At 63.7% G+C, this 22554-nt stretch carries 24 protein-coding genes; 9 read left to right on the top strand and 15 right to left on the bottom strand.

The window, feature by feature from the left end; translation table 11 throughout:
- From hutH (HJC00_RS04410) to HJC00_RS04390, 5 genes are all read right to left on the bottom strand, one after another.
- On the bottom strand, window positions 1–1494 hold the full coding sequence (gene hutH / locus HJC00_RS04410; protein ID WP_221124001.1) for a histidine ammonia-lyase: 1494 nt from the start codon (window positions 1492–1494) through the stop codon (window positions 1–3).
- The gene (locus tag HJC00_RS04405; protein ID WP_040111353.1) at window positions 1491–2267 is read right to left on the bottom strand and encodes an ABC transporter ATP-binding protein; all 777 of its coding nucleotides are present in this window, start codon (window positions 2265–2267) and stop codon (window positions 1491–1493) included. The genes hutH (HJC00_RS04410) and HJC00_RS04405 overlap by 4 nt, the downstream gene beginning before the upstream one ends.
- A 27-nt stretch (window positions 2268–2294) precedes the next feature.
- Window positions 2295–2999, bottom strand: a complete 705-nt coding sequence (locus HJC00_RS04400; RefSeq protein ID WP_168296488.1) for an ABC transporter permease — start codon at window positions 2997–2999, stop codon at window positions 2295–2297.
- A gap of 10 nt (window positions 3000–3009) precedes the next feature.
- Window positions 3010–3735, bottom strand: coding sequence for an ABC transporter permease (locus HJC00_RS04395; protein ID WP_221163674.1), 726 nt, complete (start codon window positions 3733–3735; stop codon window positions 3010–3012).
- Between the two features lie 104 nt (window positions 3736–3839).
- Window positions 3840–4682, bottom strand: a complete 843-nt coding sequence (locus HJC00_RS04390) for a transporter substrate-binding domain-containing protein (RefSeq protein ID WP_221144891.1) — start codon at window positions 4680–4682, stop codon at window positions 3840–3842.
- Window positions 4683–4875: 193 nt separating this feature from the next.
- Between HJC00_RS04390 and hutC (HJC00_RS04385) the strand changes: the two genes are divergently transcribed.
- Window positions 4876–5631: a histidine utilization repressor gene (hutC, locus tag HJC00_RS04385; protein ID WP_221163673.1), complete on the top strand. Its 756-nt coding sequence runs from the start codon at window positions 4876–4878 to the stop codon at window positions 5629–5631.
- A gap of 27 nt (window positions 5632–5658) precedes the next feature.
- Here hutC (HJC00_RS04385) and hutC (HJC00_RS04380) read toward each other — a convergent pair whose 3' ends face one another.
- Complete coding sequence (hutC, locus tag HJC00_RS04380) at window positions 5659–6381, bottom strand: histidine utilization repressor (RefSeq protein WP_097598836.1); 723 nt, start codon at window positions 6379–6381, stop codon at window positions 5659–5661.
- 60 nt (window positions 6382–6441) lie between these two features.
- Window positions 6442–7788, bottom strand: a complete 1347-nt coding sequence (locus HJC00_RS04375) for a formimidoylglutamate deiminase (protein ID WP_221163672.1) — start codon at window positions 7786–7788, stop codon at window positions 6442–6444.
- A gap of 121 nt (window positions 7789–7909) precedes the next feature.
- On the opposite strand from HJC00_RS04375, the gene hutI reads away from it, so the two are divergent.
- From hutI to HJC00_RS04345, 6 genes are all read left to right on the top strand, one after another.
- On the top strand, window positions 7910–9172 hold the full coding sequence (hutI, locus tag HJC00_RS04370; protein ID WP_221163671.1) for an imidazolonepropionase: 1263 nt from the start codon (window positions 7910–7912) through the stop codon (window positions 9170–9172).
- On the top strand, window positions 9169–10704 hold the full coding sequence (gene hutH / locus HJC00_RS04365) for a histidine ammonia-lyase (protein ID WP_221163670.1): 1536 nt from the start codon (window positions 9169–9171) through the stop codon (window positions 10702–10704). Before hutI ends, hutH (HJC00_RS04365) begins: the two co-directional genes overlap by 4 nt.
- A 49-nt stretch (window positions 10705–10753) precedes the next feature.
- A complete protein-coding gene (gene hutG, locus HJC00_RS04360; protein ID WP_221163669.1) occupies window positions 10754–11557 on the top strand; it encodes an N-formylglutamate deformylase in 804 nt (267 codons plus the stop codon).
- 24 nt (window positions 11558–11581) lie between these two features.
- A complete protein-coding gene (gene hutU, locus HJC00_RS04355) occupies window positions 11582–13255 on the top strand; it encodes a urocanate hydratase (RefSeq protein ID WP_210632547.1) in 1674 nt (557 codons plus the stop codon).
- A gap of 5 nt (window positions 13256–13260) precedes the next feature.
- Window positions 13261–13836, top strand: a complete 576-nt coding sequence (locus HJC00_RS04350) for a HutD family protein (protein WP_221163668.1) — start codon at window positions 13261–13263, stop codon at window positions 13834–13836.
- A 175-nt stretch (window positions 13837–14011) separates the two neighbouring features.
- On the top strand, window positions 14012–14641 hold the full coding sequence (locus HJC00_RS04345; RefSeq protein ID WP_011427926.1) for a J domain-containing protein: 630 nt from the start codon (window positions 14012–14014) through the stop codon (window positions 14639–14641).
- Window positions 14642–14661: 20 nt separating this feature from the next.
- On the opposite strand, the gene HJC00_RS04340 is transcribed toward HJC00_RS04345, so the two are convergent.
- From HJC00_RS04340 to HJC00_RS04325, 4 genes are all read right to left on the bottom strand, one after another.
- A complete protein-coding gene (locus HJC00_RS04340; protein WP_221163667.1) occupies window positions 14662–15363 on the bottom strand; it encodes a DUF899 family protein in 702 nt (233 codons plus the stop codon).
- Between the two features lie 243 nt (window positions 15364–15606).
- Window positions 15607–16509 carry an NADP-dependent oxidoreductase gene (locus tag HJC00_RS04335; RefSeq protein WP_221163666.1) on the bottom strand — a complete coding sequence of 301 codons (903 nt, stop codon included), beginning with the start codon at window positions 16507–16509 and terminating at the stop codon, window positions 15607–15609.
- A gap of 79 nt (window positions 16510–16588) precedes the next feature.
- Window positions 16589–16987 carry a DoxX family protein gene (locus HJC00_RS04330; protein WP_086083302.1) on the bottom strand — a complete coding sequence of 133 codons (399 nt, stop codon included), beginning with the start codon at window positions 16985–16987 and terminating at the stop codon, window positions 16589–16591.
- A 115-nt stretch (window positions 16988–17102) separates the two neighbouring features.
- Window positions 17103–17951: a class III extradiol ring-cleavage dioxygenase gene (locus HJC00_RS04325; RefSeq protein WP_221163665.1), complete on the bottom strand. Its 849-nt coding sequence runs from the start codon at window positions 17949–17951 to the stop codon at window positions 17103–17105.
- Between the two features lie 128 nt (window positions 17952–18079).
- Between HJC00_RS04325 and HJC00_RS04320 the strand changes: the two genes are divergently transcribed.
- Window positions 18080–18979 (top strand): LysR family transcriptional regulator, encoded by a 900-nt coding sequence (locus HJC00_RS04320; protein WP_221163664.1) that lies wholly within the window; start codon window positions 18080–18082, stop codon window positions 18977–18979.
- A gap of 405 nt (window positions 18980–19384) precedes the next feature.
- Here HJC00_RS04320 and HJC00_RS04315 read toward each other — a convergent pair whose 3' ends face one another.
- Window positions 19385–19567, bottom strand: coding sequence for a hypothetical protein (locus HJC00_RS04315; protein WP_221163663.1), 183 nt, complete (start codon window positions 19565–19567; stop codon window positions 19385–19387).
- Between the two features lie 70 nt (window positions 19568–19637).
- Here HJC00_RS04315 and HJC00_RS04310 point away from each other — a divergent pair, with 70 nt between their 5' ends.
- Window positions 19638–20279, top strand: a complete 642-nt coding sequence (locus tag HJC00_RS04310; RefSeq protein WP_210632539.1) for an alpha/beta fold hydrolase — start codon at window positions 19638–19640, stop codon at window positions 20277–20279.
- A 3-nt stretch (window positions 20280–20282) separates the two neighbouring features.
- On the opposite strand, the gene HJC00_RS04305 is transcribed toward HJC00_RS04310, so the two are convergent.
- From HJC00_RS04305 to pcaQ, 3 genes are all read right to left on the bottom strand, one after another.
- The gene (locus tag HJC00_RS04305) at window positions 20283–20978 is read right to left on the bottom strand and encodes an RES family NAD+ phosphorylase (protein WP_221153283.1); all 696 of its coding nucleotides are present in this window, start codon (window positions 20976–20978) and stop codon (window positions 20283–20285) included.
- Window positions 20975–21487: an MbcA/ParS/Xre antitoxin family protein gene (locus HJC00_RS04300; RefSeq protein WP_210632531.1), complete on the bottom strand. Its 513-nt coding sequence runs from the start codon at window positions 21485–21487 to the stop codon at window positions 20975–20977. Before HJC00_RS04300 ends, HJC00_RS04305 begins: the two co-directional genes overlap by 4 nt.
- Before the next feature lie 67 nt (window positions 21488–21554).
- Window positions 21555–22472, bottom strand: a complete 918-nt coding sequence (gene pcaQ, locus HJC00_RS04295) for a pca operon transcription factor PcaQ (RefSeq protein ID WP_210632530.1) — start codon at window positions 22470–22472, stop codon at window positions 21555–21557.
- Window positions 22473–22554 lie beyond the last annotated feature (82 nt).

Below are 22554 nucleotides of genomic sequence, written 5' to 3'. Positions count from 1 at the left end.
TCAATTCATCGGTGGCGGCGCAGTCTCGCGGACCAGGCTGCGCACCGCCTCGATATCGCCGTTGAGCGGCCGCTCGTCGCCATAATGGGAGATATGCTCCCGCGCGGCCTGATAGACCAGATCCGTCCCGGCCGCCCGGGGCGCTGTCGCCGCCAGAAAATCATGCGCCTGGGCGGCGGTCATCAGCTCGATCGCCAGGATATATTCGGCATTGTCGATGACCGCGAGCAGCTTGCCGGCGGCGGCTGTGGGATGGGCGAGGAAATCCTCCTGCAGGCCGGAGGTCAGGCCGCCGTCCATCGCCGCGGGCGCGGCAAGGCGGCGGTTTTCATTGCTCAGCGCGGCGGCGGTATATTGCGCGATCATGAAGCCGGAATGGCTGCCGGCGTCGCTCGCGAGAAACGGCGGCAGGCCGCTCACCAGCGGATTGACCAGCCGGTCCATGCGCCTTTCGCTGATCGCGCCGATCTGCGCCAGTGCAATGGCGAGACTGTCAGCCGCCTGCCCGAGCGCCGGGGCAACGGCATGGGCCTCGGAGGAGACGATCGGCTGCTCCGGCGTGCCCGAGACGGCCGGATTGTCCGTCACTGAAGCAAGCTCCTGGTTGACGATGCGAGCCGAATTGTCGAAGACGTCGCGGGCGGCGCCATGCGCATGCGGCACCGAACGGAGGCTGAGCGCATCCTGGGTGCGCCGGCCGAAGGCGGCGGCGACAAGGCCGCTGCCGCGAAGGCGGGCACGAAGGGACGCTCCCACCTTTTCAATTCCCGCCGATGGGCGCAGCGCCAGCACCGCCTCGTCGAAGGCGGCGATCTGGCAACCCGCCGCTTCCAGCGTCAGCGCGGCGATGGCATCGGCCCAGTCGAGCAGCCGTTCGGCGCGCATAAGTGCCGTGGCGGCCAGGCCGGTGGCGCAGGCCGTGCCGTTGACGAGGCTCAACCCCTCCTTGGCGCCGAGCACCAGCGGTTCGAGGCCGATCGCCGCAAGTGCCTGGCGGCCGCTCATGCGTTCTCCGCCCAGCATGGCGCTGCCTTCGCCGATCAGGACGAGCGCCGCATGGGCATTGTGGGTGAGGTAACCCGCCGAGCCTTTCGACGGCACGTCGGGAATGCAATCATGCGCCAGCAGGGCGGTGAGATGCTCGACGATCTCGCGCCGCACGCCGGAATGGCCATGGGCGAAATTGGCAATCTGAGCGGCAATGATGGCGCGCACGGCGCGGGCATCAAGCAACGGCCCGACACCGCAGGCGTGGCTGAGCACGATGCTGCGCGACAGCAGGCTCTGCGAGGCGCGATCGACCACGGTATCGGCCAGCGCCCCGACGCCGGTGTTGACGCCATAGGCGCGTACGCCGGTTTCGACGATGCTGGCGACGATGCGGCTTGCCTGCTCGACGCGCGCCCAGGCGGCCGGCGACAGCGCAAGAGCTTCCCCTGCCCCGACGCGCGCGACATCGCGCCAGGTCAGCACTCTATCGATGATGATCGTCATTGACCTGTCCCGAAATGGCCGATGAACTGGCGGAAGGCGGGGGTCGCGCCTGTTGTGAACATCTCGTCCGGCTTGCCGCTGCTTTCGATCAGCCCCTCGCGCATGAAGACGACGCGGTTCGAGACGTTGCGGGCAAAGCTCATCTCATGGGTGACGACGAGCATGGTCATGCCTTCCTCGGCAAGTGCCCGCATGACGCGCAGGACCTCACCGACGAGTTCCGGATCGAGCGCCGAGGTCGGCTCGTCGAACAGCATGACCTTCGGCTTCATCGCCAGCGCGCGGGCGATTGCGGCGCGCTGCTGCTGGCCGCCGGAGAGATGGGCGGGATAGGCATGGCGCTTGTCTGCGATGCCGACCTTTTCAAGCAGCGCTTCGGCCTCGGCGATGCAGTCGGCGCGCGGCCGCTTCAACACATGGATCGGCCCTTCGATGACGTTCTGCAGGATCGTCATATGGGACCAGAGATTGAAGGACTGGAACACCATGCCGAGTTCGGAGCGGATGTGGTCGACCTGCTTCTGGCTGGCCGGTCTTGTCTTGCCGTTCTTGTGAACCATCTCGATGTGCTCGCCATCGACCCAGATCTCACCGTCGCTGGCGGTTTCGAGCAGGTTGATGCAGCGCAGAAAGGTCGATTTGCCGGAGCCGGAGGCGCCGAGCAGCGAGATCACATCGCCGTCCTCAGCATCGAGGGAAATGCCGCGCAGCACCTCGTGCGTGCCGAAGCTCTTGCGGATATTGCGGACCGAAAGTCGGGTTACGCCTGGCATGGTTGCTCCAATCGATTCAGGTTCCGCCTAGGCCTTCAGCGCCTGCGGGATCGCACGGCGGTGTCGGGACAGCGAATATTCGAGCAGAGCCATGCCCTGCAGGATGATGAAGTTCAAAACGAGATAGATGATCGCCGCGCAGAGGAAGACTTCCATCGTGCGGTAGGTCTGCGAGATCAGCCGCTGGGCCACACCGGTGACCTCCCAGACGGTGACGAGGCTGGCGAGCGCCGTCGATTTCATCATCAGCACGATCTCGGTCGAATAGGCCGGCAGCGCATGGCGGAAGGCGATCGGCGCCAGGATGCGGCGCACCATCAGGAAACCGGACATGCCGATCGAACGGGCCGCCTCGATCTCCTTCGGCGAAACCGCGCGGATGCCGCCGCGGAAGATCTCCGCCGTGTAGCCGGCGGTGCAGAGCGCCAGCGACAGCACGGCGCAGACCATCGGCTCGCGCAGGAACGGCCAGAGGAAGGAATAGCGGATGACGCCGAACTGGCCGAGGCCGTAGAACACCAGGAACATCTGGATCAACAGCGGCGAGCCGCGAAAGACGAAGATATAACCCTTGGCGAAACCCGACAGATAGCGGTTGCCGCTGACCCGCATCGTGACGATGACGAGCGCCAGCAGGCCACCGAAGAAGATCGACAGCGAAAACAGGATCAGCGTCGTCGGCACAGCCTTGAGCAGCGTCACCATGGTCGAGGCGAGAAAGGTGAAATCCATCGTCGTCCCCTTACGCCTGGCCCATGGCGGAGGCCGGCATGCTGCGATTGGCGCGGCGTTCCGCCCCGTTGAAGATGCGGTCGGAAAGGCTGGTCAGGATCAGGTAGAGGCAGCCGCCGGCGATGAAGAACAGGAAATATTGCCGGGTCGAACCCGCCGCCACCTGGCTGGTGCGCATCAGCTCGGCAAGGCCAGTGACCGAGATCAGCGCCGAATCCTTGAGGCTGAGCTGCCAGACATTGCCGAGGCCGGGAATGGCGAAGCGAAGCACCTGCGGGATGATGATGCGGCGGAAGCGCATGCCGCGATTCATGCCGATCGCCGAAGCGGCTTCGAGCTCACCCTTGGCGATCGCCAGATAGGCGCCGCGGAACACCTCCGCCTGATAGGAGCCGGAGATGATGCCGACGGCAAGCGCACCGGCGGCGAAGGAAGGCAGGCCGAGGAAACCCTCGTAGCCCATCGCCTTGCCGATCGAAGTGACGGCGGAGGAACCGCCGAAATAGATGAGATAGATGATCAGCAGTTCCGGCACGCCGCGAAAGACGGTCGTATAGACATTGCCGAAGGCGATGAGGAGAGGATTGCCGGAGAGCTTCGCACCCGCGACGATGGCGCCGAGCACCGCGCCGATCGCAAGCGCCGTCGCGGTGACGGCCAGCGTCATCAAGGCGGCGAGAATGAGCAGCGCGCCCCATCCCGTCGAGCCGAAGCCAAGCAGTTCCAAGGTTGCCATAGCGTCCGTTCCCCGTCCGTGGCAGTGTTTTGTCGATCGAGAATAACACGCGGTCTCCGGCGATAAAGCCGGAGACCGCGCCTGCGGCCAAACGGCCGAAGCGATTACTGCTGCGGGCTGACGTCGACCTTGAACCACTTCATCGAAAGGTTCTTGACCGTGCCATCGGCCAGCGCCGACTTGATCGCCACGTTGAACTTGTCGCGCAGATCGGTGTCGGCCTTGCGGACGCCGAGGCCTTCGCCCTCGCCCCAGATCGAGCCGACGATCTCGGGACCGGTGAAGTCGAGCGCGCCGTTGGCGGCCTGGAAGGCATTGGCGAAATAGACGGCGTCATCGAAGCCGAGGTCGATGCGGCCGTTCTGCAGGTCGAGATCGCGGTCGGCGCCGGTCTTGTATTCGCGGATCTCGGCAATGTCGCCGAAATTGTCATAGACGAACTTGGCATAGACGGTCGCCGCCTGGATACCGATCGTCTTGCCCTTGAAGGCCTCCTTCAGCGCGTCGATCTCCTTCACGCCGGTCTGGCCGGGCGTCATCTTAATCGTGGCGCCGGTGCCGGCGGCTTTCGCCAGCGGGCTGTCCTTGGCGGTGGCGAAGGCGGCGGGTGTCGCGGCATAGGGAACGGTGAAGTCGATGACCTGCTTGCGCTCCTCGGTGATCGACAGCGCGTCCATGATGACGTCGAACTTGCCGGCGTTGAGCGCCGGGATCATGCCGTCCCAGTCGGAAGCGACGAGCGTGCATTCGATCTTGGCGCGTTCGCAGAGCACCTTGGCAAGCTCCGGCTCGAAGCCGCCGAGCGTGCCGTCGGCATTGGTGAGGTTCCACGGCGCATAGGCGCCTTCAAGCGTAATGGTCGCCTTCGTCCAGTCCTTGGCAAAGGCGGGGGCAGCAAAGGCGGAAAGAGCGGCGACGCCGCAAAACAGGATTGTGCTGAATTTCATTGATGAATTCTCCTCTGGAGTTGAAACAGACCTTGCGGCGCCACGCCGATCTTCGCCGGCTTGCCCTTTCCGTCCTATTTTTGTGTCCAGGACCGATTGGGAGGTTGTATATGGTACCATATGAGATATTTTGTGATATGCAAGAGGAAAGTCGATTATGTGGCAAATTGCATCCGTGCAAAAGGAATAGGCAATGAAGCGGTCCGGCGAAATGAAGCGCGACCTGGCGGGAAATGACAGCACGCCGCTCTACGCCGGCGTCAAGCAGGTGATCCTCGACCGCATCCACAGCGGAGAATGGCCGCCGAAATACCGCGTGCCGTCGGAAAACGAGTTGGTCGTCGAACTCGGCGTCAGCAAGATGACCGCCAACCGGGCACTGCGCGAACTTGCCAACGAAGGCGAACTCGTCCGCATCCAGGGCGTCGGCTCATTCGTCGCCGAGCGCAAGGGATATTCGGCGCTGTTCGAGGTGCGCAACATCGCCGAGGAGATCGCCGAACGCGGCCATATCCACGAGGCCACTGTCGTCGTTCTGGCCCGGGAAACCGCCTCTCCCGAGATTGCCGACGCCTTGGAGTTGGCAATCGGCGCGGCCGTTTTCCACTCGCTGATCGTGCACAGCGAAAACGGCGTTCCGGTGCAGATCGAGGACCGGTTCGTCCATCCGGAGGCCGCTCCCGAATATCTCGAGCAGGATTTCACGACGCTGACGCCGAACGCCTATCTGACGGCCGCCGCCCCGCTCAGCGGCTCCGAGCACGTCGTCGAGGCGGCGATGCCGCAGGCCTGGGAATGCAAGCTGCTCACCATTCTCAAGACCGAGCCGTGCCTGACGATCCGCCGGCGCACATGGTCGGCAAAACAGGTGGTCTCGACCGCCCGCCTCGTCTATCCCGGCTATCGCTATCGGCTCGAAGCACGCAGCGGCAAGATGTTCGAAGAGTGAAAACACTCGCCATCTTGTATATGGAACCTACTGCGAGGCCGGCGTGAATCGCGCCACCAGCGCGTGGCGATCGCCCGGATAGGTGAAACGGACGTGGGTCACCGGACCGGCGCCGCTCCAGGTGCGGCGTTCGACTACCAGGCAGGCAGTGTTGCGCGGAATGTCGAGCGCCGCGGCCACCTCGGCACTGGCGGAGACCGCGTGGATCCGGTGTTCGGCCGTGCTCCACGGTACCTGGCCGAGCAGCCACGGCCCCGGCGCCACCGTCAGAAAATCGGCATCGGCGGCCTCAGGCACGGTTTCAAGGCTGATCAGCCTCTCCTCAAGGCAGAAGGGCCGCGCCCCGGCATTGTGGACGCAGACCACCTCGATGACCGAAGACGCCACGGGCAGTTCCAGCCGGCTTCTGTCTTCCGCTTTCGCCTTGCGGCTCGCCTTCTTCGAAAGCGCATAGGAATAAGGCAGGTTCAGCGACTGCACCTCAGCCTTGATGTCGTGGATTTCGAGCACGGCCGATTGCGCCTGCGGCTGGGTGACGAAGCTGCCGGATTTCTTGCGGCGCTCGATCAGGCCCGCCTTGGCGAGCTGAGTCAGCACCTTGTTCACCGTCATACGCGAGCAGTCATACTGCGTGGCGAGGTCGACCTCGAAGGGAATACGATGCCCCGGTGGCCATTCGCCCGAGACGATACGCCCCTCGATCTCGCCCAGGATGCGCTGGTGCAAGGTCAGATCCCTGCTTTGGTTCATCGCCACGTTCCGATTGGTTCTCCGGTCTAGATCGAATGCCTTGAAAGGAAAAGTGCCTTTTCAGGCCGCCAGCAACTCGCCCATTGTGGCAAGGAACCGCCGGTCGATTGCGTCGCGCTCGCGATGGCGGCCGCCTTCCACCTGCTTAAAGCCGCGCGCCCACACGCAATCGACGGAAACGCCGCCGGCAAACAGCCAGTGATCGAGGATCTGATCGCCCGAGAGGTAGGGAACGGCTGACGTATCGAGCGAAACGAGATCGGCGTGATGACCCTCGACGAGGCCGGCCGGGGCTCTCAGCGCGCCGGCGCCGCCAGCAAGTGCGTGGGTGAATAGCGAAAGCGCCGTCGATCCGCCAGGTGCCGCGACGACATTGCGGGCGCGCAACGCCAGGCGCTGCGAATATTCGAGTTGGCGCAATTCCTCCGGCAGGGAAATCCGCACGTTTGAATCCGAACCGATACCGTAACGGCCGCCCTCTTCGAGGAAGAGCGGCGCGGCAAAGGCGCCGTCGCCGAGATTGGCTTCGGTGATCGGGCAGAGGCCGGCAATCGCCCCGCTCTTCGCCATCCGCCGCGTCTCGTCCTCGGTCATATGCGTTGCATGGATGAAGCACCAGCGCTGATCGACCGGCGCATGATCGAGCAGCCATTCCACCGGCCGCGCGCCGGACCAGGCAATGCAGTCCTCGACCTCCTTCACCTGTTCGGCGACATGGATGTGGATCGGCCCGTCGCCCGCCATCGGCACAAGCTTCGCCAACTCCTCGGGAGTGGCGGCCCGCAAGCTGTGCGGCGCCAGCCCGAGTTCGGCGCCGTCGAGCCGGCCGGTCACCACACGGCACCCATCCATCAGCCTTTCGAAGCTTTCCAGCGAATTGATGAAGCGTCGCTGGCCTTCAATCGGCGCGGCACCACCGAAGCCGGAATGGGCATAAAAGACCGGCAGAAGCGTCAGGCCGATGCCGGTCTCTTCGCTCGCAGCACCGATGCGTTCGGCAAGCTCGGCGATATTGGCATAAGCGCCGCCATCCTTGTCATGGTGGAGATAGTGGAACTCGCCGACACGAGAAAAGCCCGCCTCCAGCATCTCGGCATAGAGCTTGGCGGCGACCGCCTCGACATGATCGGGCGTCATCGCCAGGGCGAACTTGTACATGGCCGTGCGCCAGCTCCAGAAGCTGTCACTGGCAGGCCCACGCACTTCGGCAAGACCGGCCATCGCCCGCTGGAAGGCATGGCTGTGCAGGTTGCCCATGGCGGGAACGATCAGGGCATGGCGCTCATCGCCGGGTGCTGCGGCAACGCCTGACACGACCCGGGCAATGCGCCCGGCTTCGAGCGTCAGCCGTACATTCTTCTGCCAGCCTTGCGGGGTGAGCGCCGTCGCTGCGTGAAGTATGGTCATGGCCTTCTTCTCCTCCTGCCGCGCAGCCGATCTTTCTTTTCCAGAAGAGCGCGCAAAATTTCTCTTGTCACCTGTCGATTATGTATATACATGTTTTGGCATAAGGAAAGGCGCAAAGCTGATGACCGGGAACAATTTTTCAGAAGGAAGCCCATCCGCCGACATCCGTCCGACGCTTTGGCGCAATGCGCGGCTCGCCACGCTTGCTCCTGACAAAGCGGGGCTCGGCATCGTCGAAAAGGGCGCCGTGCTGATCGAAAACGGCCGCATCGCCTTTGCCGGCGCCGAAAGCGAGCTGCCGGCATCGGCGATCGAACGCTCGGACATCATCGATCTCGAAGGCCGCTGGGTGACACCGGGTCTCGTCGACTGCCACACCCATATCGTTCACGGCGGCAATCGCGCCCGCGAATTCGAGATGCGGCTCGAAGGCGCGACCTATGAGGAGATTGCGCGGGCCGGCGGCGGCATCGTCTCCTCCGTTCAGGCAACCAATGCCCTGTCGGTCGAGGAGCTTGTCGCCACGGCGCTGCCGCGGCTCGATACGCTGCTGGCCGAAGGCGTGACGACGATCGAGATCAAATCCGGCTATGGTCTCAACCGAACCGGCGAAGTGAAGATGCTGCAGAGCGCCCGCCTGCTCGGCCATGTCAGGCCGGTCCGCGTCGCCACCAGCTATCTCGGCGCGCATGCGACGCCGGTGGAATACAAAGGCCGCAACGGCGACTATCTCGACGATGTCGTGCTGCCCGGCCTCGACGACATGTATAATCTCGGCCTCGCCGATGCCGTCGACGGGTTCTGCGAGGGCATCGCCTTTTCCACGACCGAGATCGCCCGGGTCTTCGACAAGGCGAAGGCGCTCGGCCTGCCGGTCAAGCTGCATGCCGAACAGCTCTCCAATCTCGGCGGCGCCAAGCTTGCTGCGTCATACGGCGCGCTTTCAGCCGATCATCTCGAATATCTCGACGAAGATGGCGTTGCCGCGATGGCAGCTGCCGGCACTGTCGCCGTGCTCCTGCCCGGCGCCTTCTACGCCATCCATGAGAAGCAGAAGCCGCCGGTCGAGGCGCTGCGCCGGGCCGGCGTGCCGATCGCGATCGCCACAGACTGCAATCCCGGCACCTCGCCGCTGACCTCGATGCTGCTGACCATGAACATGTCGGCGACACTGTTCGGGCTCACCGTCGAGGAATGCATCGCCGGCGCCACCCGCGAAGGCGCCCGCGCTCTCGGCCTCATCGCCGAGACCGGAACGATCGAGCCCGGCAAGTCAGCCGATCTCGCCGTCTGGAATGTCGAAACCCTCGCCGAGCTCGTCTACCGCATCGGCTTCAACCCACTTCATGCGCGTATCTTCAAGGGCGAAAGGAACGGTCGATGACCATCACCCTCCACCCGGGCACCGTCTCGCTCAACGACCTCGAGACTATTTACTGGACGGGCGAGCCGGCAAGACTCGATCCCGCCTTCGATGCCGGCATAAACAAGGCCGCCGCCCGCATTGCCGAGATCGCCGCCGGCAACGCGCCGGTCTATGGCATCAATACCGGCTTCGGCAAACTTGCCTCGATCAAGATCGACAGCGCCGATGTCGCCACGCTGCAGCGCAATCTCATCCTGTCTCATTGTTGCGGCGTCGGGGCGCCGCTGCCGGAGAATATCGTGCGCCTGATCATGGCGCTGAAGCTCGTCTCGCTCGGGCGCGGCGCCTCCGGCGTGCGGCTGGAACTGGTGCGGCTGATCGAAGGCATGCTGGATAAGGGCGTCATCCCGCTGATCCCGGAAAAGGGTTCGGTCGGCGCTTCCGGCGATCTTGCGCCGCTCGCCCATATGGCGGCCGTGATGATGGGCGAGGCCGAAGCCTTTTTCGACGGCGAACGCCTTTCCGGCGCTGAAGCCCTCGAACGCGCCGGGCTGAAACCGGTCGTGCTCGCCGCCAAGGAGGGCCTGGCGCTGATCAACGGCACCCAAGCCTCGACGGCGCTGGCGCTCGCCGGCCTGTTCCGCGCCCATCGCGCCGCCCAATCCGCCTTGATCACGGGCGCCATGTCCACGGATGCGGCCATGGGCTCCTCGGCGCCCTTCCATCCGGATATTCACACGCTGCGCGGCCATAAGGGGCAGATCGACACGGCAGCAGCCCTGCGCGGCCTGCTCGAAAACTCCATCATCCGCCAGAGCCATATCGAGGGCGACGAGCGGGTGCAGGACCCCTATTGCATCCGCTGCCAGCCGCAGGTCGACGGCGCCTGCCTCGACCTCTTGCGCTCGGTCGCCCGCACGCTGGAGATCGAAGCCAATGCGGTCACCGACAATCCGCTGGTGCTCTCGGATAATTCCGTCGTCTCTGGCGGCAATTTCCACGCCGAACCCGTCGCCTTCGCCGCCGACCAGATCGCGCTCGCCATCTGCGAGATCGGCGCGATCTCGCAGCGCCGCATTGCGTTGCTCGTCGACCCCACCCTCTCCTATGGCCTGCCGGCCTTCCTTGCCAGGAAGCCGGGCCTGAACTCCGGCCTGATGATCGCCGAGGTCACCTCGGCGGCGCTGATGTCGGAGAACAAACAGATGTCGCACCCGGCCTCGGTCGATTCGACACCGACCTCTGCCAACCAGGAAGACCACGTCTCGATGGCCTGCCACGGCGCCCGCCGCCTCCTGCAGATGACCGAAAACCTGTTCGGCATTATCGGCATCGAAGCGCTGACCGCCGCCCAGGGCGTCGAACTGCGCGCGCCGCTCGCAACGAGCCCGGAGCTTTTGAAGGCGATCGCGGCAATCCGCAGGCAGGTGCCGAGCCTGGACGTCGACCGCTACATGGCAAACGACCTCGCCGCCGCCACCGAACTGGTGGCGACGGGCGCGCTGAACGCCTCGGTTTCGTCAGGCATCTTGCCGGTTTTGGAGGGCTGATCGTGATGTGTCTGCACTTGGTACCCCGAGACGCCGGAGCTCTTTGCCTATGACCGAACCATATGAAATCCATCGAGGCACCTCCCCCGTCATCCTCGCCTTCCCCCATACCGGCACCGACGTGCCGCCGACGATTTACGATCGCCTCAACGACAATGGCCGGATCCTCGCCGATACCGACTGGCACATCCACGAGCTCTATGATGGCCTGCTGTCCGACGCGACGACCGTGCGCGCCACCTTCCACCGCTATGTGATCGACGCCAACCGCGATCCCCAGGGCATCAGCCTTTATCCTGGCCAGAACACCACAGGCCTCGTCCCGGAAACCGACTTCGACGGCAAGGCGATTTGGAAGGATGGGCAGGCGCCTGACGAGGCCGATATCGCGGCGCGGCTGACGGACTTTCATGCGCCCTATCATGCCGCCCTTGCCGCCGAAATCGAGCGCGTCAGAACGATGCATGGCGTGGCGATCCTCTATGATTGCCACTCGATCCGTTCGCACATTCCCTTCCTCTTCGAAGGCAAGCTGCCGGATTTCAATATCGGCACCGATATGGGCAGGACATGCGACGGCGCCATCGAGCAGGCGACGCTGACCGGCGTCGAAGCCGCAGAAGGCTATGACAGCGTGCTTAACGGCCGCTTCAAGGGCGGCTGGACGACCCGCCATTATGGCCGGCCCGAGACCGGCGTGCATGCGATCCAGATGGAGCTCGCGCAATCGACCCATCTGCAGAGCGAGGCGCCGCCATTTGCCTACGACACTACGAAAGCGGACAGGCTTCGCGTCCATCTCAAAGACATTCTGGTGCGCATCGAGCAGATCGCGCCAGGCCTGAAACGATAACGATCACTCGACAGGGGAACCGCCATGAGCAATCCACGCCACAATATCCGCGAAATCCGTGCGCCCCGCGGCAACGAGCTCAATGCCAAGAGCTGGATGACCGAAGCGCCGTTGCGCATGCTGATGAACAATCTCGACCCCGACGTCGCCGAAAATCCCAACGAACTCGTCGTCTATGGCGGCATCGGCCGGGCCGCGCGCACCTGGGAGGATTTCGACCGGATCGTCGCGACGCTGAAGACGCTGACAGAAGAAGAGACCCTGCTCGTCCAATCCGGCAAGCCGGTCGGCGTCTTCCGCACCCACAAGGATGCGCCGCGGGTGCTGATCGCCAACTCCAACCTCGTGCCGCACTGGGCGACCTGGGATCATTTCAACGAGCTGGATAAGAAGGGCCTTGCCATGTACGGCCAGATGACAGCCGGCTCGTGGATCTATATCGGCACGCAGGGCATCGTCCAGGGCACCTACGAGACCTTCGTCGAGGCCGGCCGCCAGCACTACGACGGCAATCTCAAGGGCAAATGGATCCTGACCGGCGGCCTCGGCGGCATGGGTGGCGCCCAGCCGCTCGCCGCCGTCATGGCCGGCGCCTGCTGCCTCGCCGTCGAATGTAACCCCGACTCGATCGATTTCCGCCTGCGCACCCGCTATCTCGACGCCAAGGCCGAGACGCTCGACGAAGCGCTCGAGATGATCAACCGCTGGACCAAGGCCGGCGAAGCCAAATCCGTCGGCCTGCTTGGCAATGCCGCCGAAATCCTGCCGGAAATGGTCCGCCGCGGTATCCGCCCCGACATCGTCACCGACCAGACCTCGGCCCACGACCCGATCAACGGCTATCTGCCGAAGGGCTGGACGATGGCTGAGTGGAAGGCCAAGCGCGAAAGCGATCCGAAGGCGGTGGAAAAGGCCGCGCGCGCTTCGATGCGCGAACATGTCGAGGCGATGATCGCTTTCTGGAACGCCGGCATCCCGACCCTCGACTACGGCAACAACATCCGCCAGGTCGCCAAGGAAGAAGGCCTGGAAAACGCCTTCGCCTTCCCCGGTTTCGTGCCGGCCTATATAAGACCGCTGTTCTGCCGCGGTATCGGCCCCTTCCGATGGGCCGCCTTGTCCGGCGATCCGGAGGATATCTACAAGACCGATGCCAAGGTGCGGGAGCTGACCCCCGGCAATACCCACCTGCACAACTGGCTCGACATGGCCAAGGAGCGCATCGCCTTCCAGGGCCTGCCAGCGCGCATCTGCTGGGTCGGCCTCGGCGACCGCCACCGCCTGGCGCTGGCCTTCAACGAAATGGTCAAAAACGGCGAACTTTCCGCGCCGATCGTCATCGGCCGCGACCACCTCGATTCGGGTTCGGTCGCCTCGCCGAACCGCGAAACCGAGGCGATGAAGGACGGCTCCGACGCCGTCTCCGACTGGCCGCTGCTGAACGCGCTGCTCAACACCGCCTCGGGCGCCACCTGGGTGTCGCTGCACCATGGCGGCGGCGTCGGCATGGGCTTCTCCCAGCATTCCGGCGTCGTCATCTGCGCCGATGGCACCGACGATGCGGCAAAGCGTCTCGAGCGTGTGCTCTGGAACGACCCGGCGACCGGCGTCATGCGCCACGCCGATGCCGGCTACGATATCGCCCTCGACTGCGCCCGCGACAAGGGTCTGCGCCTGCCCGGCATTCTCGGGAACTGAGCCTCGTGAAGATCCTGCGCGCCGGCGATTACAAACGCATGCCGTGGAAGAACGGCAAGGGGGTGACGGTGGAGATCGCCGTCTCCCCGCCTGGCGCCTCGATCGACGATTTCGACTGGCGCATCAGTATGGCGGCGGTCGCGGAAAACGGGGCGTTCTCGATTTTCCCGGGCATCGACCGGACGCTGGCGATCCTCGACGGCAATGGCATGGTGCTCGAGATCGACGGCCGCGCCCCGACGCTGCTGACGACGCAAAGCGCCCCCCTTGTCTTCCCGGCTGACATCCCCGTCATCGCCAGGCTCGAAGACGGCGCGATCACCGACCTCAACGTCATGACGCGCCGGGGCGGTCTCACCCATAGCCTCACCCGAATCGAGATCGACGCCGCGGTGCGCGTGCCGTTGCCATCGCGGACATGCCTGTTCCTCTGCCATCGCGGCAGCGTGTCATTCCGCCGGTCCGGCGAGACCGGGACGCTTTCGGCCGGCGACGCGCTGCTGATCGAGGATATGACGGCAATCGCGCTTGATATCGACGGCGAGGCCGGATGTTATCTTATCTCGATCGCCACCCACTGATTTTACGTTAATGGTTTGAGAACTCAATCGATTTCGGAACAAATCGGGGCGCTCGCAGCGCCGGTCGCGATATCAGGCCATGGACGCCATTCCTGCTTTCGGTCTAAACTTTGCCCTTCTGATGCAGAAGAAGACCTAGACTGCCCGTGACATCCAGGGCGGCAAGGGAGCAGGTGTGACGGATCCATACGATATTCTCGGCGTTGAACGCGATGCGGACGAGGCGAAGCTGAAGGCTGCCTATCGGCGCCTTGCCAAAGTCGCCCATCCTGATTCGGGCGGCGATACGGAAGCCTTCGACAATCTGCAGAAGGCCTATGCGCTGCTGCTCGATCCGGTCCGCCGTAAGGTCTATGACGACACCGGCTATGACGTCGAGTTCGCCGATGCGGCCGAGCTGCAGGCGCTTGTGATGATCGAGAAGCTCGTGACCGACGCCGTGCTCGACGAGCGGGCGCCGGGAAGTTTCGATCCGGTCGCCGTCATGCAGGAAAGCCTCTCCGAGGAACTACGCAAGGCGCGGTTCAGCAAGAGCGAGCTGGAACGCCACGCCTCACGCGTGGGCCTGCATCTGGAGCGGTTGGAAAAGCAGTCCGGCCGCGATGTGCTCGCCCATATGTTCCGCGCCCGCATCGAAGCGATCTCCAAGGCGGTCGCGGAAACCGAGGCGAAGATCAAGGCGGCCGAACGGGCCGCCGACATGCTGAGCGGCTATGTCTACGATCTCGATCCATCGCTGCTGCCGGAGGCTTCGGTCACCAATCTCGAATGGATCGAGACCTCCAGAAACCGCTCCACCGGCTGACGCAGCACGCGCTAAAACCGTCAGTAGGACAGCTTCGGATACCAGTCCGGCGCCCGGCCTTCCGGCGTCGTGTCGATCAGTGTCCAGAGCGGCATCAGGTCGGGTGCGCCGCGCGGGTCCTCGCCGGGATCGGAGGTGACGTCGCCCATTTCCTGGCTCCAGAAGTGGCGGATGGTGCCGTCGCGCCGCGTGAAGACGTTGTAGGCAGGGTCATCATCGCCGCCTTTGCCGATGGCGTGGTAGTCGCGGCTGTAATCGCCGGTCGTGTCGGAATAGAGCGGCAGGTGATGCCAGCCGCGTTCCTTCTTGAAGGCAAGCAGCTTTCCGATCGGCGAGCGTGCAACGACCGCAAGGGCGGCGCGCTGCTGGATGTCGGGCACCTCGCCATCCCAGGCCGACAGCAGCGAGGTGCACATCGGGCATGGACGCTCGCGTTCAGGGCCGAACATGTAGCTGTAGACGATCAGCGTGTCCTTGCCGGCGAAGAGTTCGCTGAAGGATATCGGCCCGCCGGCGCCTTCGAAGCGATAATCCTTCTTCACCTCGCCGCCCGGCGGCAGCGCCCGGCGCTGTCTCGCCACGCGCTCGATATGGCGGCGCAATTCGATCTCCTCGGCCAGCAGCGCGTCGCGGGCGATACGATATTGCTCGCTTTCATTCGGGAAACGAACGCCATTCTTGGCCGCGAGTACGGCGGCGGGTACCAGCTGCTGATCATCCATCACATATCCTCCTTCTGTCGTCGCGCGTCTCGGGCGCTCAAAGGATGTGCCGCGATCGCAACGGATTTCCAGCACATCGTTAGGAAGACGATCCTCAGATGCGAAAATCGACAGGACCGGCGGGAAAAATCCGCCTTTGAGGAGGAATGGAACAGAAAACCACCTAAGCGACCGAAACGACCGGCATGAAGAACGTCATGCCGGTGCAACCGTTCGCGTGATGCGGTGCCGCTTGTCTGCTTTTCAGTGTTTGAGAACGACCTTCCCGGGAGCACCTGCCGCAACCGCGTTCTGGGCAAGGCCGATCTGCTCCAGGGTGAAGGTATGGGAAATCGGGATCACCAAGTCACCGCTGGCGGCGGACGCCAGAACAGCGTCAAGCATGGCCGCGTCGGTGCGATGGTAGAGTTCGCGGATGATAACGCGGTTTCCGGCGTTGGCGCCTTCCGGCACCGGAACGATGCTCGCAACTGTGCCACCGTCGCGGACATGACCGATGAGGTTGCCGACCACCGGGCCGGCGGTGCTGATCGCATAATCGAAACTCGGGCTTGCGGCGGGAACCGTGATGTCGAGCGCTTCGCCCGCCAGCTCCTGGCCTTCGTTCAGCCGCTCGGGCCGGACGCCGGCAACCGGCCTGGCGCCGATCTGTTTGAGATATTGGATGGCGGACCGTCCGACCGTGCCGAGGCCGCCGGAAACGAGAACCCGGTCGCCGCCCTTGACGCCGAGCGCTTCGACGGTCTGCCTGCCGGTAAGACCTGCCTTGACCAGCGAGGCGCCCTGCTCGAAGCCGAGTGCGGCCGGCAGCCTTGCGATGGATGTCGAGGGAACGACACCAAATTCCGCATGCGCGCCTCTGCCGTTTGCGGCACAATCGGCGACCACCCGGTCGCCGACCGCAAAACCGGTCACACCTTCGCCGAGTGCCGAGATGGTGCCGGCGGCGTCACCTCCGAGCACGGCCGGCAGTGGAAGCGGGATGTACTGCGCCATGAAGCCCTGGCGGAGAATGAGATCGAAGGGGTTGACGGCGGATGCCTCGATCTTGATCAGGACTTCGCCCGGTCCGGGCTTCGGCGCCGGAAGATCCGCGATTTCGAACTGATCGACATCACCATAGGATTTCAGAAGTGCCGCTTTCATTGCGCCTCCAGATTTTCTAGCGTTTCGTTTGCGCCTATGCCCGGCTGCCGGGCACAGGCGGTTCCCGGATGATGCCGTCTCAGGCCGTGGCGGGGGGACGCGCGTTGTCGAGCGTCCAGGCTCCGCCGCCGGCAAAGGCGATGTAGAGGAAGATGAAGCAGAACAGAATGGCACCTTCGCCCATGTTCAGCGCCGGCCAGAAGCCATACGGCGTGTGGCCCATGAAGTAGGCGGCAGCCATTTCGCCCGACGCGATGAATGCGGCGATGCGCGTTTGAAATCCGACGAGCATCAGAGCAGAGGTGATCACCTCGATTGCGCCTGCAACCAGCAGGAGGGCGGGCAGCGGATAGGGTACGCCTTGAATCGGACCCGGAAACTGCAGAAACTTCATTGTGGCATGTTCGAGGAAGAGTAAGGCCGCCATGATGCGCAGAAGTGCGAGAATGTATGGCGTCCATTTGCCGGTATTGATCATCGAGTTTCTCCAATGAGGTTGATGGGAGGTCAGGCGGCGGAGGCCGCCTTCTGAGTTCCTGGTTTCTTTCCAGAGCCTTATCGACATGGCGAAGACGGCTTGAAGATTTCGCCGGTCATTGCGCATCTCCATGTGATCGGGGGGTTGAGGGGGCGCGGCCGAAACGGAAGCTCGATGCGGTGAGCCCGCCGGCAAAATCCTTCTGGTGATAGGTGGTGGCGCCGGCTTCGTTCTCGGCGGCGCCGACGACCACCATCAGCGGGATGAGGTGGTCTTCGCGCGGATGCGCCGCCCGGGCGGCCGGCGCCTGCTGCCATTCGATCAGCCGCTCGGTGCGCTTGTCGCAGGCTGCGTGAACCAGTGTTTCCTGAAGCCAGGCGTCGAAGCGGCGGGACGGCTCATATCCGCCGGTGCCGCGCATGGCCGAAAGATTGTGATAGCTGAGACCGCTGCCGATGATCAGGACGCCCTCGTCACGCAAGGGCGCCAGCGCCCGGCCGGCGCTGATGTGCAGCGCCGGATCATAACCCGTATCCAGCGAAAGCTGCACGACAGGGATGTTCTCTTCCGGATAGAGCGGCTTCATGATGCTGAACGTGCCGTGATCGTAACCACGCGTCGGATCAAGCGCCGCTTCGATGCCGCTCGCCCGCAGCAGATGCTGCACGCGGTCTGCGAGATCAGGCGAACCGGGGGCATTGTAGGTGATGTGATAGAGGTGTTCGGGAAAGCCGTGATAGTCGTAGACCATGCCCGGCTTGACGCCCGACGATATGACAAAACCTTCCTCTTCCCAGTGCCCCGAGATCACGAGGATCGCCTTCGGCGCATCGCCGAGTTCAGCGCGCATGTCGACCAGCGACCGTTCGAGCACGTCGAAGTTGCGACGGAATTCTCCTGTCATGTAGGGCCAGGGACCACCGCCATGGCTGACGAAATAAGTCGGGAGTCTGGAATTTGTCACCGGAATTGTCCTTGGGCATCATTGTCGCGAGCATTGGGCAGCGCTTCGATAGGAAGATTTTGATTTTTTCTCCATTATTGATCAACGTGGCAGATATTGAAGAACCATTTCCTGGGTGTTGATGATCAGTGGATACGTTGACGAGCCTGCGGGTGTTTTGCACCGTCGCCGAACTGAAAAGCTTCACCGCTGCTGCCGATCGCCTGGGCGTTTCACCGGCAATGGCGAGCAAGCATGTGATGCAGCTCGAGAACCGGCTGGGCACGCGGCTGCTCAACCGAACCAGCCGGCACGTCAGCCTGACGGAGACAGGGCAGCTTTACTTCAACCAGACCAGGGAGATGCTCGAACGGCTGGACGAGGTGGAAGACGCCATCGGGAATGTGACGGTCGCTCCCCGCGGCATGCTGAAACTGAGTGCGCCGGTTTGGGCGGCAACCAACTATTTTACCGACATGCTGACAGCGTATAACCGGCGCTACCCCGATGTCTGCCTGGACTTGGATCTCAGCGGCCGGCTGGTCAACCTGGTTGACGAAGGTTTCGATCTGGCGCTGCGGGCAACGTCGCAGGACCGGCTCGATCCGGGCCTCGTCGCCCGCCCGCTGACGAACGTGCAGTTCCGTCTCATGGCCTCGCCGGATTACCTCGAGCGAACCGGGCGGCCCCGAAACGTCGGCGAGCTCAACGGCCACGCACTGCTTCGCTACTCCGGTGTCAATTTTGGGGAAAGCATGTCGCTGGAAGGTCCGGACGGACCACACAAGATCACCTTCCGCACGGTGATGCAGAGCGACAACGAGACAATTATGCACCTGGCGGCCCTGCGCGGCATGGGCCTCGCCTTCCTGCCGACATGGATGGCTGAGCAGGATATCGAGGCAGGCCGCCTGGAGATCGTGCTGCCGGCCATTATGCTCGGTTTCAACAGCACGCTTTACGCCGTCTATCCGAGCCGCAAATATCTCTCGGCCAAGGTCCGTACCTTCATCGATTTTCTGACGGCGAGCACGCGGGAGATGGGATAATCCTCGCTCGGCGAGAACACCGGCGCGAAAAAAATCCCACTTCGGACTCCCGAAATCCGCCCGCTTCGGGATTCCGAAATTCGACGCCTTTTCAGCCATGTGCCCGTGGAATAAAATTGAACGATTTCAACGACGCAGCCAATTTCGGGATTCCGAAATGCTCTATAGATTATGGTGGGAGTTGCTCGCTATCGCCACCAATGCAAACCCAAGCCGTGATTCCACGCGACGTCGGAAAAGCAAAAAGGGCGCTCGACCCTTGCGGGGAGCGCCCTTATCCTGTCGGACAGCGAACAGCTCGACGACGTCGATACCGGGCGCATCCATTTTTCAGGCAGAGCCGCTATATGGACGCTTGCATTCGCCGTTTCAAGGGGTTTTTGCATCATCTTTAGCGAGCGGCCGCTAAAGGGCGGCGCCGGTCACCGGATTGACCACCGGCCGCTCGCTTTTATCGCCCTCCCCAGCCGGTTGCACGGCCGGCGGCGCCATCGATTCGGCGTCGGCGGGTTCCGGCTCGCCGGGTACGGCATTGACGTCCTTGGGACGGCGCTGCTCGGGCTTTACGTTTTCATCATTCGTCGACATTGTCTGTCTCCTTTCCAGGGAAGAAGCCCGGGCTGCCGACATGGTTCCGGCGGCGGATGGAGGATTGCCGATGCTTGAAAGGTTTTTGCTGCAGGGGCCGCAGGATGCGCGCTTCACCATCCTTCTTGCCCATGGCGCCGGCGCGCCGATGGATTCGGCTTCGATGACAGCGGCGGCCGACGCGCTTGCCGGCGTCGGCTTTCGCGTCGCCAGGTTCGAATTCGCCTATATGGCCGCCCGCCGCACTGCGGAAGGGCGCAAGCCGCCGCCGCGCGCCGAAACCCTTAACCCCGAATATGAGGCGGCGATTGCCGCGCTCGACGCTGGCGGTCCTCTCATCATCGCCGGCAGGTCGATGGGCGGACGGGTTGCGAGCATGGTCGCCGACGGTCTCTATGACAGGGGAAGGATCGCCGGCCTGCTCTGCCTCGGCTATCCCTTCCATCCACCCGGCCAGCCGGACAAGCTGCGCACCAGCCATCTCTTGGGCCTGAAGACGCCCACACTGATCTGCCAGGGAACACGCGACGAGTTCGGCACGAAGGACGAAGTGCCGGGCTACGACCTCTCCGACAGGATCGAGGTCCTCTGGCTCGAGGACGGGGATCACGACCTGAAGCCGCGCAAGAAAATTTCCGGTTTCTCCGCTGCCGATCACCTCGCGACGATGGCAAAGACGGCAAAGGCATGGGCCGAGCGCCTGCCGGTTTAACGTCTACCTTGCGGCAGTCGGTCGCCGCCGGACTGCCAGCTTCCTGACATCGATGCGCCGGTCGGCGGCGAAAACGGTGATTTCGAAATGATCTGCCTGCAGCACATCGCGGATATTCCTCGGCCGGTGCGCCGCGACGTTCACCCCGCCCCTCAGCCGCACACTGTCATAGAGGATGCCGGCACCGCCGCTCGAGCGCACGTCTTCGCCGAGCACCTGCGACGCCGCATAGCTCGTGCCGTCATAGACATCCGGTCGCAGCGCCTGTTCGCCGCGAATGTCGAGATAGTCGCCGATCAGGGTGGCGGCGTAGCTGCGATAGGTGCGCGCCATCGTCGCCACCCCGCGCGCCACAGCCTCGCGCCGGAGATGATGGCCGACTTCAGCCGCGGCTGTCTTCAGATTGTCGGCGGCATACCAGGCGCCGAGATCGGGCCCGTTGAAGCGCATGCCGCCGGGTGCGACATGGAGGAACGCCGCCATCACGATACTGGCGTTCGGACTGCCGTAGACCCACTCGTTTTCGGGAAGCCGCCGAAGGCGGTCGGCCACGAGCCGATCATTGGTCCATCCCACAAGTTCCATCACGGCTTCGAGATCCGCCGCCCTCGTCACCGTATCGAACAGACCGATCGGCGGAAATTGCGACGGGATCAGCCGATGGGACGGATGCGGCGCCTCGGCAAAACGATCGCTCACCGGAAGACGATGTCCGCGTCTTCGTAAGGCGTGAAGGCCTCGTCGAGCCTATTGGGCGGCATGTAGAGCCCGCCGCGCGCGCCGTCCAGAAACCGGCGCACGGTCATCAGCCCGTCCTGAGTTCCGCTTGTGACGATATCGAGCGGCGGATGGCCGCCGAAAACCGGCGCCTGATGCGGCGTGCGCAGCCAGGCGATACCGGCGCGTTCGTCGGCAAACAGCACGCCAAGCGCCTGATGGATGCCGAACACGGCGGAGATCCTGGTCAGCGCATCGACGTCGAGGGTAAAAGCGCCGTGCTCACGCGCCTGCTTTGCCCAGCTGTGATAGGTCGAGCGGGAGGGATAGCCGAGCACGAGCAAACGCTGCTCTTCGGTGAGCCCCCAGAGATCGGCGATCGCCAAAAAGGTTCGCAACGCCGGCGGGCTCAGCCGCCTTCGATTGGCAGGTGCAAACCGCTCCGTGTCCAGCCGCTCCGGCTCTTGCTCTCTGCGTCTTGCCTGCTGCATAGGAATCTCCCGTCTTGAACTAGATTTAATCCAGATCTGGGCAAATAGCAAGCGTTGGAGGGGGGCTTCAGGAAACCTCCCGCGCCGCCTCGCGGATTGTCTGCATCAGGATCGATTGCGGCGCCGACGGCACGGCATCGGCGCGCGTCGTCAGCCCGACCGGCCCCCTGGTTTCGCCGGTGTCGATCGGCAGCAGCGCCAGCCGTCCATCGGCGACATCGCCTGCTACCACACCGTTCGAAATGATCCAGATCGCGTCGCTTGACCTGAGGAAGGCGCGGCCGAAGGAATCCGACACCGTCTCGATCTGGTCCGGCAGGCTGGAGACGCCATTGGCGATCAGGAAATTTTCGACAACCGGCCGGATGATCGAACCGCGTGTCGGCATCAGCACCGTATAGTCGGCGAAACCTGCAAACAGCGATTGCCGGCCGTTCAGCAGCGGATGGCCGCGGCGGACGGCAAACACCACCTGTTCTGAATAAAGATGCTCGAAGGAGAAGCCCGCCATCTTTTCAGCGCCGGCGAGGCGCCCGACGACCAGGTCGAGATCGCCGACACGAAGCTCTTCCAGCAGCGCGGCGTTCTCGCCGGTGACGATCTTCACCCGGCTCCAGGTTTTCTCCTTGAGGAAGAGTTCCATCGCCCGCGGCATGATGCGCGATGAGACCGTCGGCAGGGCGCCGATGCGGATCGGTGGCGCGTCAGCGAACTGCTCCTGCGAGACGGAATCGAGACCCTGGCGCAGCGCCGTCAGCGCCGCGCCGGCGTGCCGCAGGAAAACCTCGCCATAACGAGTGATCTTGATGCCGCGGCCGTCGCGCTCGAAGACGTCGACGCCGAGCACCTGTTCCAACTCGCGGATCGTCTTCGTCACCGCCGGTTGGCTGACATGCAGCAACTCCGCCGCCTTCATGACGCTCTTCTGCCGCGCCACCTCGACAAAGGTCTGCAGATGGCGAAACTTGACGCGGCTGTCGACCATCGATCACTTAACTCCAAGGTTATCGAAATGCCTTAAAATATCATTTTACTTAACCGGATCAACCATTCAGTCTTGACGCCAA

The sequence above is a fragment of the Rhizobium sp. NLR22b genome, from assembly GCF_019685295.1.
Classification (GTDB): domain Bacteria; phylum Pseudomonadota; class Alphaproteobacteria; order Rhizobiales; family Rhizobiaceae; genus Rhizobium.
This window is presented reverse-complemented; position numbering and strand designations above follow the sequence as displayed.